Here is a 15257-nt window from a genome sequence, read left to right on the forward strand (position 1 = left end):
CTCATGTACCGCAAAATCGCCTTGTATAAAACGTAAAAACTACGCTAGACACCTTGTCCCTTCCGTCCTTACAAGGTAGCAAAGCTGCATTGTAATGCCTGGTGGCGCCACCATCAGGCCCATGAACGACTTAGCCTCCTTTGCCCGCCTCATTGAAAACCTCATTCGCCTCGGCATCATTGCTGCCGTGCAGATGACTCCCCCTCGCGTGCGAGTCAAAACCGGCGCATTGACTACCGGCTGGCTGCCGTGGGTCTCGCCACGAGCAGGGGCCGACCGCGAGTGGAGCCCGCCGACTGTGGACGAACAGATCATCCTGTTAAGCCCCTCCGGACAGCTTAGCAATGGCATCGTCCTCACCGGCCTGTTCAGTGACCACATTCCCGCCAACGGCGACCGCGAAACTCGCCCACGCAACATCGCCTACCCCGGCCGTATCAAAATGATTTGAGGTCTCGATGATTACCTATTTGATTGACGAAGCCGGTGCCCTTTCTGGCCCGGTCACGTTCCCGGCCATCCCTGGGTTCGGTCCACAACTGCCTAGTAATGCCGTGCCAGTCCCGAAGGTTCTTGCCGTGCCAGAACCAGGCAAAACGTGGGCATTGATCGATGGAGCGGCCCAACAACTACCTGACCCAAGAGGTGCTGTATTCCGCACCGCTGACGGCACAGAACAATCATGGCAACAGTTGGGCGAATTGTCCGACGGGCTCACCACTCAGCCATGGCCGGGCGAACATTTCAAATGGATCGACGGGCAATGGACACTCGACGAATCAGCCCAACGCGCTACTCAAAGCGCTCAAGCCCTCGACCATCGAGATAACTTGTTGCGAGACGCACAACTGCGTATCGCCCCCTTCAGTACGCGGAGAAACTGGGCACTGTCACGCCAGAGGAACAGGCATCCCTTCTGGACTGGATGCGCTACAGCGTGGAGCTTAGGCGTTGAAGAGGTTGCGGGTGTCGTTGCGCATGGAAGTCGTCCTTGGTGTCAGCAGTCGGTCATGACCTGGTTTCCGCCACCAGTGACGGGAGGGCGTGTCTTTTGGTTGTGGTCCTGGGGGGTCGAGAGCTTGGTTTTCAGTTCGGTGAAGTCCTTGGCCAACTGGTTGAGCTGCGTTTTCAGTTCTGCGGAAAATTGTTTCTCCGCGGTCAGTTGGTCGGGCAGGTCTTTGACGTGCTCGGCGATGGTCTCGACGGCTTGCCCGATCTGTGCGAACTCGCTGTCGTCCTTGGCCTGTTTGCCTTTAAGCAGCGTTTGCACCTTGCTGAAGAGCTGGGCGCCGAGGCTAGGTTTTTCTTCAAACTCTTCAAACGTCAATTCAGCTTCGACGGCTTCGGTGAACATCGAGGTTGCGGAGTAGTGGCGATCCTTGAAGGGGCTGACGTCGGGTTGCGTTGGACTTCCTGTGCCTGGGCAATGGGTACCTTGAGGGCCGCCGCTCGCGGTTGGGTGGGGTGCGCAAATTGGAAACGCCGTTGGCCAAGTACATGCGCGCTGGGCCAGAGGGGCAGTTCTACCAGGTGCGTGGGTGGAAGGACGAACACGCCTTTGAACCGGACAGTATTTTTCACCTGCGGGAGGCGGATCTGCATCAGGAGATTTATGGACTGCCGGAGTGGATCAGTGCGTTGCAGTCGGCGTTGTTGAATGAGTCGGCGACGTTGTTTCGGCGTAAGTATTACGAGAACGGGAGTCATGCTGGGTTCATCTTGTACATGACGGATGCGGCGCAGACCGAGGCGGACATTGATGCGTTGCGCAAGGCATTGAAGGAATCGAAGGGGCCAGGGAATTTCCGGAATTTGTTCGTGTATTCACCGACTGGGAAGAAGGACGGGATTCAGCTGATCCCCGTTAGCGAGGTGGCGGCGAAGGATGAGTTCAACTCGATCAAGAATCAGACGAGGGACGATGTGTTGGCGAGTCTGCGGATTCCACCGCAGTTGATGGGCATCGTACCGCAAAATGCGGGCGGTTTTGGATCGATTCGGGAGGCAGCGCAGATATATGCTGCTAATGAGCTGGAACCTATTCAGGCAAGAATGCTTCAGCTAAATGATTGGCTAAATGAAGAGGTCATTAGTTTTAATAGTTACGAGTTAAATGAAGGTAAATAATGCAACTAAGGGGCTGAGCGCCCCTTGCTGGTTATAAGTTGTGCTCTCTATTGAATTCAAAATACTCTAAAAGCCATTCATATCGCAGAACGAGTTTTTCATTTTTATTTTTCTGGTGTAGTGCTAGTTGCGAAGTGGCATAGCTGAACGCCTCTCTGAATAAATTGGGTGCTTCGTCTTGTGTGATTTGGTGTCTAAAGTTTTTGCCAAGATAGTCAAGGATGTAATTTCCGTCTGTATCGCTGGCTATCAGATCTAGGCATAGTCTAGTCATACTTTGGTTGTATATATCAATTTTGCTTTCTGGTACGGCAGTTAAATGACCTGTTAAGTAACGTACCGTGTGTTCACCTATAACAATTCTTGGGTATTTTGCTACTTCGCTTTCCAATATGTAGCTATTCGCTACGATGGCGCCATAAAGTTCATTGTCATGCAATTCAACTCCCCACGAGATCTCGATAGCGCCTCTTATAGGGTAGCCTGTGGACAGGCTAAATAAGCAGAGCGCGCCAGCTAGCGCAAAAATTTCATACACTGCGCTGATCGGGCAGTTATTCTGCTCACCTTGTAAAGTATGATAATATACAAGTCCATCGGACCAACGTTGTTGCTTTGGCTTTGCGGAGGACATTTTTCTATATAGTTCAAGCTGTTCGGGCTCAAGCTTGCTGATATCGAACAAGCTGCTATTGGGTTTGTTTCTGAAGATTTCTGCGTATCTTTGCAGTCTTAATATTGCACCGATAGATTCCTTTGCAATCCTTTCGAAATCTAATTGTGCCTGGGTGTCTTCATCGGTTGGAACTAGATTTTGATCTGCTAACGAGTTTTTTTGACCAAGTAGATCTATGAAGCAAGCGCAGTAATTTGAAAAGATCAGATTGCTTTTGTTTTGGTGTTCCATGTTTTTCCTGTGAATGTTTTTTATGATTGATGCGCAGTGTTGTACGAAAACTTTTAGTGAGTGTATGTTCTTTGTTTTGAAAGTGAGATGCTGACAACGTAGCCTCAGTCGTCGGTTGAATTAATGGGGCGACTGAGTCCTTGGAGGAGAAGATTTAATATATGTCGGGTCTGCTGCTCACTGAAGTCTGCTACCGGCATTAGCGTTTCACCTGCCAACGTCATTACGCTTTGCTGGTGAGTTATAAAAAATCTTTCGATTAGAATTCTTTTTTCTTTAACCAACTCAACGAACTCTACATTTCCTACCAGCGATTTATCATTTGCCAGCAGTGGCGAAAGCGATGCTTCAAATTTTCTGCTGAAAGCTTCAATTGTGCACGTACCTATTGCAACGTCCAAAACGATTGAAATTCCAGGAATTTGCAGCGCATCAGGATTAAAGTTTCCAAAAAACTCCTCAAATCCATTTTTAACTTTTGACCATCGACGTTGAAAACCGGAAAAATCTTGGATCGCTGTGCGCACGTCATCATACATTTCCATTTCGGTCTCTCTCTTTGATAATGGTCAGCGGTAGGCTGAATGCTATCATTTGCAGATCCTATTGGGATCTATCGTGTGTTTTTACAATTTAGGGGAGGTCGGCGTATCTCTTTAACCAATTTGCCGCACGAGTCATGAACAACAGCTTTTTTTCTATAGCTTCCAATTTCGTTGCAGGGAAAAAGACAGCGAATGCTTGGCCAACTTGGACTGCAATTTTTACTTGTTCTTCGATGAGCGCCTTTAGTGTTGGTTGATCAATGAACGGTCCGCAATGAGCCCCTTTTCCTTTTGGGGCTAGCATCTGAAACCCTTTGTATGTCGGGTGGGCAGCCAGTTCACACAGCAGTTTGTAAGCAGCATCGCGCTTTCTCTCCTTGAAACCATCGTGTTTATCCAAGGCCTTTCGGATATCTGAAGGGTTGAATATTTTTCGGTTGATTTTCTCATCTCCAGTACGGAACGTGGAAATTTTTTCAGGATGGAGGTGTAGGTAAGAAAGAAGAAACGATGTTTCCAGTAGATCCCGCAAAATAAGCGCGGCATTTTGGAAGTAACCACTTGTTAACAAACGGAACGATGAAGCAAGGCCGTTGAATAGTCGAATGCCTAACAGCTGAATTGTTTCTTGCTCAGGGTCATCGGCGACATGTTCAATCACGAAGTGCTGAATCAAATCCATCGTACGATGAATCAACTCCACATCATCTGAAAGCTGGTGATCAAGCATAATTAGCTCAACGGCTTTAGCTCTGAGAAACTCCTCCCCTGTATAGAGTGCTGTTAGTTTATCTGGTAGATGCTTCGGGATTGCACCTGTCTGCTCGGGTTTTTTGGGGGGGACAGTCATAAGCGTCCGGGCCATTGATTTTTCGAAGATCCCATCTTCACCCTACACAACTAGCATCGTCCAGTCCTGTTAGGAAGTTCGCTTGAGGGCAAAGCTCGCTGCTTGAGTCTCCGACGTGGATGCTACTCCCAGAAGGTGCGGAGGAATAGGTAGGCGACTGGCGCGCGCCGTCGTCCCCCCACCTCGCCTGCGAGCTAAATGGGTCTTTTTTTCCGCACTCCTGCGACCCGCTGAGTGCAGCCACGGCTGGGCTTTGTGATGGTCAATGAATGACACAAAAAGCCTGCGAATCCCTGCAAAGGGTAGGGCACCCGATGCATTTCCCCTGGCTCGTTTGTTCGTCAGACATGAGGCACCGTCAGGAGCTGATTTTCAGGATCGCAGTCGGAAAAAAGTAATGTGGTAACCAAGGATATCGGCAGACCGCTGAAAGCCCGTATTCATTGGCTTTACTGGAATACTTCAGAAAGTAATTTTGAGTAATGAAAAAGGTAATATGGGCGTAACTGGCTGATTTATAAGGGGTTAATAAATGGAGAAATTACTCCCTTAAAAGGTAACTACCTAACCTCTACATTACTTAAAAATTACCTTGTGCAGACCCCTTGCAGACCAGTTAAATCAAGGCTCTCAGGCCAATCTATTGATTGAGTTACCGAAATTACCTTTTTCCGATGCCGTTCCTGAAAAAACGGGTATCCCTCTATGGCCCTTTGGGTCTTCGACTGCCCGCAAACTCATGGGACTGCCATGGGAACGCTTGCGCGCTAACTATCGCCCTGAAACCCTTGTAAACCGGGGCCGACTTCGCGAAAATCACAATCGGGCGGTTTCGAATCTCTCCTTCACCGCCAAATTCAATACGCAAAACCCCTGATTTCGAAAGAGATCAGGGGTTTTGTGGTTTCTGGCGTCTGGATTTTAATCCGCTACGCCTGTCATGCGTGCAAGTGCTCAGCCTGATTTGCCATAGCGCATTACAATCGCCGCTTTATCCGTAGAAAAAAGGACTGTTCCCATGATCATTTCCACCACCCACGCCATCGAAGGCCGACAGATCACCGCGTACCTGGACATTGTCAGCGCGGAGTCGGTGCAGGGCGTCAACGTGATCCGTGACATGTTTGCCGGCATGCGCGATTTTTTTGGTGGGCGCTCGCAGACGCTGGAGCGTGCGTTGAAAGAGGCGCGGGTTCAGGCGACGGACGAGATCAAGGAGCGGGCGCGGGCGTTGCAGGCGGATGCGGTGGTCGGACTGGATTTCGAAATCAGCATGCCGGCGGGCAAGGGCGGCATGGTTGTGGTGTTCGCAACCGGCACGGCGGTCAAGTTGCATTGATGTAGTCGCTTGTTCAAGCGAGCCCATTCAGAAGATGAATGGGCTTTTTGCGTTTTGCTTTCGATCAGCCCTGGGGCTTGAGGATGACAAGCCCGTGGGCGTCATAGGTCAGGGGCGTATCGATTGCGACCATCGGCGGGGTGCCGGTGGAGGGCGATGGATCGGCCGGCTGACTCGGGTGATAGATGACGCCGGGGGTCAGAACCGGTTTGTCCGGGTAGGTGATGGTGATGTCGCCTGAAGCGAGCTTTTCCTTGAATTTCTCACCGGCGGCTTTGCCGGCAGCGATCTGTTCGTCCGTGAGTTTTACGACAGGCATTTCCGGGAATCCGTTGATTTTCATGTTCTCTCCTTGAGATTCATTTGTATGAAAAAGGGCAACGGCCTGTGGGCGGGAATCTTTAGTGTTGTGAGATCAACGGTTCGTGCGGATGTTGAATTTGCTTAGGCCATTCGTCGGGCATCGGTCGAACTGAACTACAAGTCCAGTAATGACCGGCTAGTCTCAAAAGCCTTGGAGGTCGATATTTTTTCAGGCAAAAGCGCTTTGCCGGTGTCGATCCATTACGAAGGGGAGAGGCTATGACTGATCCGTATATCGAAGACGATGGAGCCGAATTTTCATTCAACAACTGTGTCCGTTGCGGCCAGACGGAGTACCAATCGGGCTTTGGCGAGGATCCGGTGCAGACCGGCAAGATCAAGTCCACAGCGCCCAAGGGGCCAAAGGCCAAATTCCTTCCAAAGGTGTCGGCCCGCTCAAGAAAGTAAAGTGAGACCGAACGACCCCGTCTATGAACGGGGTTTTTTATGCCTGATGTTTATGAAAGGAAATCTCCTACAAGTGATAGGACGGATTCTGTTTTTTTTCACAAACTTTTCACGTCCACGGACGTAGGGTGAAGCCATCCGTTAGAAAGCAAGTCTCCAGCCCGTCTCCCCAGCGGGCTTTTTTTTGCCTGCGATTAAACCTTTTGCCAAATCGCTGTCCAATCGGCGCCAAGTGCGCGGCGACAGCTGATTTATCTGGACTTCAGCGCGTCGGCAGCTTTCAATCTCGGCCCCTTTTGATCCCCCCTATTTTCGAGGTTTTCGTCATGCGTCTAACATTGCCTGCTCTGGTTCTGGGGCTTCTCATTGCTCAAGGTGCGGTCGCCGGTGAAGGCACTGCTGCACTCGGCGGCGGTCTGGGTGGCGCGCTGGGTAACGTGGTCGGCCAGAAGATGGGCGGCAGCACGGGCGCAGCGATTGGTGCCGGTGTTGCAGGCGCGGCCGGCAGTGCGATGGCAGCCGGCAAGGGCAGCCGCACCAAAGCGGCTATCGGCGGTGGTGTTGGCGCGGCCGGTGGTTCGGTGATCGGCAACAGCCTGGGTGGCCGAAATGGCGCGACCATTGGCGCCGGTCTGGGTGGCGCTGCCGGTGGTGCCGTCGGCGCCAACCTGTCCAAGGGGCACAAGCGTCACTGATAGCGAACGTTTGTCAGAAATAGCCCGGCTCGATGTCGGGCTTTTTCATGGCTGAACGTTTTCCCGAAAAATGTCTCCAATCTGACATAGGCCCCTGTGGGCATACCCTCCCGATTCGGGAACTGTGAGGTTCAAATGCGCTTGTCATTGTCTGCACTGTTTTTCGGATTATTCATCGCTCAAGGTGCGATGGCCGCCGGAGATGGCAGCGCCGCCGTAGGTGGCGGTTTGGGCGGTGTGCTCGGTAACGTGGTCGGTGGCCAGCTCGGCGGTAGCACTGGTGCCGCGGTTGGCGCAGGCGTCGGTGGCGCGGCGGGCAGCGCGGTTGGGGCGAATAAACACAATCGCACCGAAGCCGCCATTGGTGGTGGCCTCGGCGCTGCCGGCGGCTCGGTGGTCGGCAACAGCCTGGGCGGCTCCACCGGTTCGGCCATCGGTGCTGGTTTGGGTGGTGCGGCGGGTGGTGCAGTGGGCAACAACCTGGGTGGCGATGGCGGCAAAGCTCATTCCGGTGGCGGTCACAGGCACAACAAGTACAAACATAAAAATCGTCATCATTGATTGGATGTTCGAAAAACAAACCCGGCCTGGCGCCGGGTTTTTCGTTTCTGGCGGTCGGACTCTGGAACGATTGGCTGTGGGGCTTTTCGAACATTATACAACCCACCAGACGTAGAGGTTTGCCATGACGCCCGAAACCGAAGGCAAGGAAGAAAAAGGCCCGAGCGGTTTGCCGTTTATCAATGATCCGGGGAACGAGGATCCGGGGTCGCTGATGGATGATGCGACGGTGCCGTTGAATGATGCGGATGAGGCTTTGGATGAGGAGTATGAAGAGGATGAGGATGAGCAATAAGTTGTCTTGAAAGTCGAGCGTGGCGGCGCACTGAATTTAAATATCCGGGGCCTGTACTTCAGGCCCTTTGATTCGGATCGGTTTGTTCTCTAGGTCAAGCTTGTTAAACAGTCGTCAAGGCGGACGAAAGCAAACCGACAAAATATTCTGTTATTTGCCTGTTAATTCAGGTCTGACTAGTACGTAAAGGTTATCTGATGTCGACATTTTTTCTATTCGACCTGATGCGATGTATTCTTGAAACTCCTTTTCAATTGTTTTTTTGTCGCAGTATTTTTTATATTTAGATGGCCTATCGCTAGCGTAAATGTAAAGACGCCATACATCAAAACCGTCGATTCTGTTATCCGAACCATAATCAAAGTCCACTGATTCTGATGGGAAGTGAATGGCGCACCCTACGCCGTGCAGTTCATATTGAATTTCATCAGTTATTTCACCGCAGCGTTCGATTTGCTTGCTTCGCCAAAGTCTTAAAATATTCCGAGTGCCAAATTTTTTTTGTAGTAATTCTGTTCCACTTTCAACTTTTGAAAGGAAGTCAGTTATTAGGTCCTCAAGATTTTTATCGTCTTTTTTCATCTTCTTCTGTGATGCTCCAATCGGTCGTGTCCGACATTGTTAGCCGATTCAATGACTTCTTCGATAGTATTGAGCTCTCCTTTGTGCTCTCTGATGTTCGTGATCAGTTTTATAGTTATAGGTGTTGCTGTTTGTTTTGCAGCTGCTGCACGGTGATGTCCATCTAGAATATAGAAGTTGCCCTGATGTTCTGCTACGTCTATGGGATAGCTGACATCGTATCCACCTGCTCGCATTTGATCCCTTATTTTTTCGACGTGTTTAGTTGATTTTTTTCCCATGATCGCATGCGTTCGCTTCACTGAATGTGGGTCAACGCCATGAATCAAGTCCGGTAATTGTGGTTCACCCACATCTACCTTAGCGCCACCAATCCCACCCGGCACCTCACAGCCTGGCCTGTTCGGCGGCGGACAGTTCGACGTCAACCCCAACGGATCCACCCATCCCGTCGGATTCGGCACATACCGATACTGATTCAACCCACCCGCCAACTTGATGGGATCCGGCGTCAAATACCGTCCCAACCTCGGGTCGTAATACCGGTGCCGGTTGTAATGCAGCCCACTTTCCGCGTCGAAATACTGCCCCTGAAAGCGCAGCGACTGGTCGAGGTAGTCTTCGCCGGCCAGGGTGATCGCGGCGACCTTGCCGTAGGCGTCGTATTGCGCCGACCAGACGATTTCGCCGCTGTAGTCGGTCAGTTCCTGCGGCGTGCCGAGGTGGTCGAGTTGGTAGTAGAACGGGCAGGCCTTTTTCGGGCCTTTGCCGTCGAGCAGCGCCAGTGGGCGGAAGGTGCCGGGTTCGTAGACGTAGCTGCGATGGTGGCTCGGGCTGCTTTCGGCGACGAGGTGGTCGCCTTGCCAGAAGAACTCGGTGGTCTGGCCGTCGACGGTTTTGCGGATGCGTCGGCCGAAGGCGTCGTACTGGTAGGTCGCGGTCTGGCCATCGGGGCGGGTCAGGCCGATCAGGCGGTGTTGGCAGTCGTAGCGGTACTCGGTGACGAGTTGCTGGTCGCGGCCACGGCGTTCGCGGATCAGGTTGCCGAAGGCGTCGTAGTCGTAATGGCGATCGCCCTGCATCAGCAGGCGGTTGCCCTTGATCCGGGTCGGCCCGGGACGATCCTGCATCAGCAGGTTGCCGGCCGGGTCGTGGGCGAAGGATTCCGGTAGTTCGTCGCGCGAGTGACGGACGCGGATCAAGCGGTCGAGGGCGTCGTAGCCATAGGTGCGCTGGCCGTGGCGGCTGTCGGCAATGTGCTCGAGGTTGCCGTTGGCGCTGTAGGCATAATCCCGGCGATACAGGGAGTCGTGCTGATGACCTACAGCGTGGGCGAGTAAACGTCCCTGATCGTCGTAGGCATAATCGCTGCGTAGCAGGCCTTGCTGGCGTTGTTGCTCGCGACCACATTCAAACTGATGGCTGGTCAGCCGCGTGCCATTGAGGTCGATGGCGGTCAGCGCACCGCCCTTGGCGTAGTGATAGTCGAGCTTGCTGTTGTCCGGCAGACGCTGGCGCTTGAGCTGGCCGCAGGCGTCGTAGGTGTAACGCAAGGTGCCCCAGCCCTGATGCTCGGTGATCAGCCGGTCCTGCCGGTCGTATTCAAAGGCCAGTGGATGTTGCTGGCCGTCATCAACACCGGTTAATCGGCCCAGACGGTCGTAGGTGTAAGCCACCTCAACCCCGTCGGGCAGGGTTTTCAGCAGCAGACGCCCGGCTGTATCACGCACGTAAGTGGTGACCAGCGTCGAGCCGTCATCACCGAACTCGGTCTTCTCCAGCAGGTGCCCGTTGCGGTCGTAGGCGTAAGCGGTGCGCCGACCATCGAAGCCAGTTTCCTGTCGGATCAATCCGGTGGGCGTGTAGTCCAGGCGGTACTTTTCCCCGGACTCGTTCTCGATTTCCGTGAGCAGCAATTGCGCATGGTCGTAGCGGTACTGCACCCGCGTGCCGTCGGGGTTGATCTTGCGCGAGACCCGATGCAGGTCGTCGTCATACTCGTAGCGGGTGATGCGCCCGAGTTCGTCGCGCTCGGCAGTGACTTGGCCGTAGGCGCCGTAGCTGTAGGCACGAGTGGCGCCTGTAGGCAAAGTCGTTTGAACCAGTCGGCCAACGGCGTCCCACTGCTGGCGGGTGATCGCACCATGTTCGTCCTGCGTCGTAGCCCGCCGCCCCAGCGCATCGTAGGAAAAGCGCCGCACTCCACCGTCAGGCAGGGTTTCCTCGATCAGTTGCCCGAGGTCGTTCCACGACAACTTGTGCCGGCTGGTGTCCGGGTAGCGGATCGACAGCAACTGCCCGCGCATGTCGTAGTAGTAATGGGTGACCTGACCGTCAGGATCGACCGCCTCGGTGACATCACCCTCGGCGTTGCGCCGATACGTCCAGACCGCGTCACCGCGAGAACGGCTGTGCAGGAAACCGTTGCGATACTCGTAGGACGTTGGCTCATCGTCCGGCGGAAGCAGCGCAATCAGCCGTCCGACGTCGTCGTAGCGGTATTCGGTGACCGCGCCCAGCGGATCCTGCTCGGCGATCAGCCGGCCCGCGTCGTCATAGGCCTTGAGGTGCTCACCGCCATTGGCCTCGACCTTGCGCACCAGCCGTGCGCTGTCATCGTGGACGTAGATTTCTTCGGTGCCATCGACGTAATGCACCGTGACGCGGCCGTCGTCCGCCCAGACATACCGCGTGTTCATCTGCGCGAACGACGCCCAATGGCGCACGCAACGCGCCGTCTTGCCCGCGCGCTGCCACTCCCAGAAAAAGCTCGCGCCCCCGGTCAGTTGTCGCTGCAGGATGACGTGCTGGTCGTCGTAGTCGTAACGCTCACTGTCACCGACCGCGTTGGTCGCAGCCAACAACCGCTGACGCGCGTCGTAGCAATAACTGACCAGCGTCTGCTCGGTGCGCCAGCCATCAGCCTCCAACACCTGGTAATCAACCGCGACCAGATGCGCCCGGTCATAGCGCAACAACAGCGAGCGCCCGGCGCCATTGTCCAAGCGGAAAATCCGCTGCTGCTGATCGCGAGAAACGGTCAGCCGATTGCCATACGCATCACTGACCGCCACCAACCGCCCGGCACGAAAGTGATAAAACCGCGCCGCATCCCCCGCCAGCGCGAGAATCAGTTCCTCCGGCTCATCGCCGAGAAAAATCGCCGCCCGCGACAGACTGTTGTGAATCTCCGGCCGCTCCACACTGGGCAACGGAAATCGCGTACGGCGGTTCTCGTGATCGACCCAGACCACCGCCTCGCCATCGAACTCCAGCCAATGCGCCAGCGAATGACTCCAGCCAAACCCCAGCCCGACATCGATCTCCACCGCGCTGGTGCGGTACAGCCGGGTGAATTCGAACGGCAACACCCCATCGAGCGTGCCATCGGTCAGGGTCAGCAATTCTTCGCCGGTGACCATCGACACCGGACAGCCGTTGGTGCAGGTCAGCGGTGCGCAATCGGCGCTATCGCCGTTGGGGTTTTTCGCCTGGTTTGAAGCGTCGTCGTGAGGTTCGTGACGCTCCATCCGCGTCGTGCCGCGGGACTTGTCCCGTGCCATCGGTGCCGGATTCGGCACGGTCAACACCACTGCGTCCGTCTGACGAATGTTCAGCGGGATCGCTGGCGTTGGCTTCAACGGCACATCGCGCGCGTTGACCAGCAACGGCTTCAACGCGCCCGCGTGCTTGCTCAGATCGGCGGTGGAGGGCAGCTCGCCCAGACGCAACGCCGACGCTGCCAGCCATTCCCGCGCCCGGGGCGACTTGATCTTGCTCAGCACCTTGCTGCTCAGTCGCACAGGCACGCCAACGACGCCGGAAACGCGCATCAGTAAAAAGCTGATCAACAGCTCGACCCGAACTTCCGCCACCACTTCCGCCAGGTACTGCGGCGGCAGCATCTTCAACCAACTGTTAAACGCGGCCAGATGGATAAACAGCAACGGTTCGTCACTGAGGATCAGCAAGCCATTGGCGATGGCCTCACTGGAGGCGTCGAGTAGCGCTTGCAGCTCGACATCGCTCAGGTACTGCAGGAGTTTTTCGCTGTTGGCCTGCAGGTCGGCGAGCAGGCCAAACAGCTGTTTAACGTCATCCCAGATGTCGTGCAGGGCTTTCTCGAAACCGCGCCAGTCGGCCTGTTGCAACTGTTGGTAACGATCAGCCAAACCGGCGCCGGAAAACTCCGCCCACAGCGGCTGAAACCCGTCCCACTCCTGGCGAAGCCAGACCTCCAGCCCGTCCAGAATCTCTTCATAGGAGGCATACAGCGCTTGGATATGGGCGCTGGACACATCAGGAAAGAAGGTGATGCGATAACGCTGGCCCCGGTCGCACTCGCGCACTTCCAGAATGCCGCTCGGGCCGATGGTATGGCGCAGCGGTTCACCGAAACTCAATACCCCGTCGATTTCGCCGATCACCGGTTCGAGCAGCACCGGGGTATCGCCGATCGGTACGAACCGCGCCGCCTCGAACAGGTGCACCAAGGTCAACGGGCCGCTCGCGGGACACATGACCACGGAGGTCTGGATCGGCTGGCGGGATTTGACGGGCGCGCTGAGGTGCAGGTCGCCGCCGACCTTGAACACCTGCTCGATATCCAGCGCCGTTCCCGTCCAGAACTGCTCGGCCCAGGCCTCGTAGTTGTTCAGGCACAGGCGAAACTCGCGGATCAGCCTTTCAAAGTCCGGGTGTTGCGGGTTCAGGGCGGCAACCACCAGCAGGCCGATGCTGTTGTTCAGGGCCAGGAGCCGATCGGTTTGGAACATTCGCAAGCACTCACGCACGTGAAAGAGGTGCGCGGACTTTGCGGGGGATCAGAATGGAAAGAAGTCGGGAAAGTAGGCGTTATCTGTAGGGCATTTCGCTAAATATCAGCGAGTCATTCCACCGCCCATAAACATTGCCCGTTGCTCAATGTCCGCTGGCCTCGCTATGCTGCTGAACCCATTAATCAGATCCGCGTAGCGGCGCCGGCTGTGCCGCCCGGGATGTTTTTGATAACGGATCCGATGATGAATGCACCGATGAAGACGTTTGGCCCGATCAAGGCCGTGATTTTCGACATGGACGGTTTGCTGCTGGACACCGAAGGCATCTACACCGAGGTCACCTCGCTCATTGCCGAGCGTTACGGGCGGACCTTCGACTGGAGCGTTAAACAGAACATCATCGGGCGTGGCGCCAATGACCTGGCGAACTACGTGGTGCAGGCGCTGGATCTGCCGATCAGTGCCGAAGAGTTTCTGCTGATCCGCGAACCGTTGATGCGTGAACGCTTCCCCAAGGCCCAGGCGATGCCCGGCGCGGAGGAGCTGATTCGTCACCTTAAGGCACACAACATTCCGATCGCCGTGGGCACCAGTTCGTCGCGGCAGTCGTTCGGCCAGAAAACCACCTTGCATCGTGACTGGTTTGCCCTGTTCGATTTCATCGTCACCGCCGATGACCCGGAAGTCGGCGCAGCGAAACCGGCGCCGGACATCTTCCTCACCGCCGCCCGGCGTCTGGGCGTCGCGCCTGAGGATTGTCTGGTGTTCGAGGATTCGCCGTTTGGTGTAACCGCCGCGAAAGCGGCGGGGATGACTGCCATCGCGATTCCCGATGCAGCCATGGCCGATGAAAAATACGCGCATGCCGACGGGATTCTGCGCACGCTCAAGGCGTTCACCCCGAGTGCCTGCGGTTTGCCGGCGCTGGAATGGGCTTGACCAGCCAATAAGCGCCCATAAAAAACGCCGCCCTCTGCAAAGAGGCGCGGCGTTTTTTGTACCCGGGATTCAGCGCAATCAGGCGCCAAAACCACCGTCGATAGTCAGGCTGGCACCGGTGATGTAACCGGCTTCCGGGCCGACCAGATAAGCGACGAAACCGGCGATTTCATCGGCAGTGCCGTAACGGCCCACCGCCATCAGCGGGATCAGGCTCTCGGCAAAATCGCCATGGGCCGGGTTCATGTCAGTGTCGACCGGGCCGGGCTGCACGTTGTTGATGGTGATGCCGCGTGGGCCAAGATCACGGGCCAGACCTTTGGTCAGACCGACCAGTGCCGATTTGCTCATCGCGTACACCCCGCCACCGCCGAAGGGCATGCGGTCGGCGTTGGTGCTGCCGATGTTGACGATGCGTGAGCCTTCGCCCATATGTCTGGCGGCTTCCTGAGACGCGATGAACACGCTGCGCACGTTGATCGCCAGGGTCTGGTCGAAGTCTTCCAGTTTGAAATCTTCCAGCGGCGCGATGGCCAGGACGCCGGCGTTGTTCACCAGAATATCCAGGCGGCCAAAGGCTTCGACGGTGGCGCTGACGGCGTTGCGGATGGCTGTTTCATCGGCGCTGTCGGCCTTGATCGCCAAGGCTTTTCCACCATTCGCGGTGATGCTGTTCTGCAACTCTTCGGCCTTGGCGGTGGAGCTGACGTAAGTGAATGCGACAGCGGCGCCTTCGGCGGCCAGGCGTTTGACGATGGCGGCACCGATACCACGGGAACCGCCTTGAATCAGAGCGACTTTGCCGCTGAGGTGTTGAGTGGTCATGTTCGATCTCCAGAGAATTCAAGGCGGGGTGCCTTGTTGTTGG

Annotated in this window: 14 protein-coding genes and 3 pseudogenes; 9 read left to right on the forward strand and 8 right to left on the reverse strand. The window is 55.4% G+C overall.

Features of this window, described 5'->3' with window-relative positions:
* Window positions 1–121: 121 nt before the first annotated feature.
* Both JN524_RS13545 and JN524_RS27485 read left to right on the forward strand, forming a co-directional pair.
* Window positions 122–400, forward strand: a pseudogene (locus JN524_RS13545) (phage baseplate assembly protein V); the annotation flags it as partial.
* A gap of 456 nt (window positions 401–856) precedes the next feature.
* Window positions 857–955 (forward strand): annotated as a pseudogene (locus JN524_RS27485) (tail fiber assembly protein); the annotation flags it as partial.
* Window positions 956–997: 42 nt separating this feature from the next.
* Here the strand turns inward: JN524_RS27485 and JN524_RS13555 are convergent.
* Window positions 998–1354: a GPO family capsid scaffolding protein gene (locus JN524_RS13555; protein WP_202369641.1), complete on the reverse strand. Its 357-nt coding sequence runs from the start codon at window positions 1352–1354 to the stop codon at window positions 998–1000.
* A 47-nt stretch (window positions 1355–1401) separates the two neighbouring features.
* On the opposite strand from JN524_RS13555, the pseudogene JN524_RS13560 reads away from it, so the two are divergent.
* A pseudogene (locus JN524_RS13560) lies at window positions 1402–2127 on the forward strand (phage portal protein); the annotation flags it as partial.
* 31 nt (window positions 2128–2158) lie between these two features.
* Here JN524_RS13560 and JN524_RS13565 read toward each other — a convergent pair.
* The 3 genes from JN524_RS13565 to JN524_RS13575 form a co-directional block, all read right to left on the reverse strand.
* Window positions 2159–3034 (reverse strand): hypothetical protein, encoded by an 876-nt coding sequence (locus JN524_RS13565; RefSeq protein ID WP_202369642.1) that lies wholly within the window; start codon window positions 3032–3034, stop codon window positions 2159–2161.
* 104 nt (window positions 3035–3138) lie between these two features.
* Entirely contained in the window at window positions 3139–3579 is a 441-nt protein-coding gene (locus JN524_RS13570; RefSeq protein WP_202369643.1) for a hypothetical protein, read from the reverse strand.
* 88 nt (window positions 3580–3667) lie between these two features.
* Window positions 3668–4429, reverse strand: a complete 762-nt coding sequence (locus tag JN524_RS13575) for a hypothetical protein (protein ID WP_202369644.1) — start codon at window positions 4427–4429, stop codon at window positions 3668–3670.
* Window positions 4430–5447: 1018 nt separating this feature from the next.
* Here JN524_RS13575 and JN524_RS13580 point away from each other — a divergent pair.
* On the forward strand, window positions 5448–5768 hold the full coding sequence (locus JN524_RS13580; protein WP_202369645.1) for a YbjQ family protein: 321 nt from the start codon (window positions 5448–5450) through the stop codon (window positions 5766–5768).
* 64 nt (window positions 5769–5832) lie between these two features.
* Here the strand turns inward: JN524_RS13580 and JN524_RS13585 are convergent, their stop codons facing one another.
* Window positions 5833–6111, reverse strand: a complete 279-nt coding sequence (locus JN524_RS13585) for a hypothetical protein (RefSeq protein ID WP_202369646.1) — start codon at window positions 6109–6111, stop codon at window positions 5833–5835.
* A 239-nt stretch (window positions 6112–6350) separates the two neighbouring features.
* Here JN524_RS13585 and JN524_RS13590 point away from each other — a divergent pair, with 239 nt between their 5' ends.
* The 4 genes from JN524_RS13590 to JN524_RS13605 all read left to right on the forward strand — a co-directional run bounded on the left by JN524_RS13590 (window position 6351) and on the right by JN524_RS13605 (window position 8090).
* Window positions 6351–6539, forward strand: coding sequence for a hypothetical protein (locus tag JN524_RS13590; RefSeq protein ID WP_007960727.1), 189 nt, complete (start codon window positions 6351–6353; stop codon window positions 6537–6539).
* A 326-nt stretch (window positions 6540–6865) separates the two neighbouring features.
* Complete coding sequence (locus JN524_RS13595; protein WP_202369647.1) at window positions 6866–7234, forward strand: glycine zipper domain-containing protein; 369 nt, start codon at window positions 6866–6868, stop codon at window positions 7232–7234.
* Between the two features lie 135 nt (window positions 7235–7369).
* Window positions 7370–7795, forward strand: a complete 426-nt coding sequence (locus tag JN524_RS13600) for a YMGG-like glycine zipper-containing protein (protein ID WP_202369648.1) — start codon at window positions 7370–7372, stop codon at window positions 7793–7795.
* Window positions 7796–7919: 124 nt separating this feature from the next.
* Entirely contained in the window at window positions 7920–8090 is a 171-nt protein-coding gene (locus JN524_RS13605) for a hypothetical protein (protein WP_169844085.1), read from the forward strand.
* A gap of 150 nt (window positions 8091–8240) precedes the next feature.
* On the opposite strand, the gene JN524_RS13610 is transcribed toward JN524_RS13605, so the two are convergent.
* Together JN524_RS13610 and JN524_RS27490 are read right to left on the reverse strand one after the other, a co-directional pair.
* Window positions 8241–8672 (reverse strand): DUF6896 domain-containing protein, encoded by a 432-nt coding sequence (locus tag JN524_RS13610; RefSeq protein WP_202369649.1) that lies wholly within the window; start codon window positions 8670–8672, stop codon window positions 8241–8243.
* Window positions 8669–13447 (reverse strand): RHS repeat-associated core domain-containing protein, encoded by a 4779-nt coding sequence (locus JN524_RS27490; RefSeq protein WP_202369650.1) that lies wholly within the window; start codon window positions 13445–13447, stop codon window positions 8669–8671. The genes JN524_RS13610 and JN524_RS27490 overlap by 4 nt, the downstream gene beginning before the upstream one ends.
* A gap of 246 nt (window positions 13448–13693) precedes the next feature.
* Here JN524_RS27490 and JN524_RS13620 point away from each other — a divergent pair, with 246 nt between their 5' ends.
* Window positions 13694–14389 (forward strand): HAD-IA family hydrolase, encoded by a 696-nt coding sequence (locus JN524_RS13620; RefSeq protein ID WP_027613306.1) that lies wholly within the window; start codon window positions 13694–13696, stop codon window positions 14387–14389.
* Window positions 14390–14467: 78 nt separating this feature from the next.
* On the opposite strand, the gene JN524_RS13625 is transcribed toward JN524_RS13620, so the two are convergent.
* Entirely contained in the window at window positions 14468–15214 is a 747-nt protein-coding gene (locus JN524_RS13625) for a 3-oxoacyl-ACP reductase family protein (RefSeq protein ID WP_095138624.1), read from the reverse strand.
* Window positions 15215–15257: the final 43 nt, after the last annotated feature.

The organism is Pseudomonas sp. MWU318 (assembly GCF_016756945.1).
GTDB classification, from domain to species: domain Bacteria; phylum Pseudomonadota; class Gammaproteobacteria; order Pseudomonadales; family Pseudomonadaceae; genus Aquipseudomonas; species Aquipseudomonas putida_A.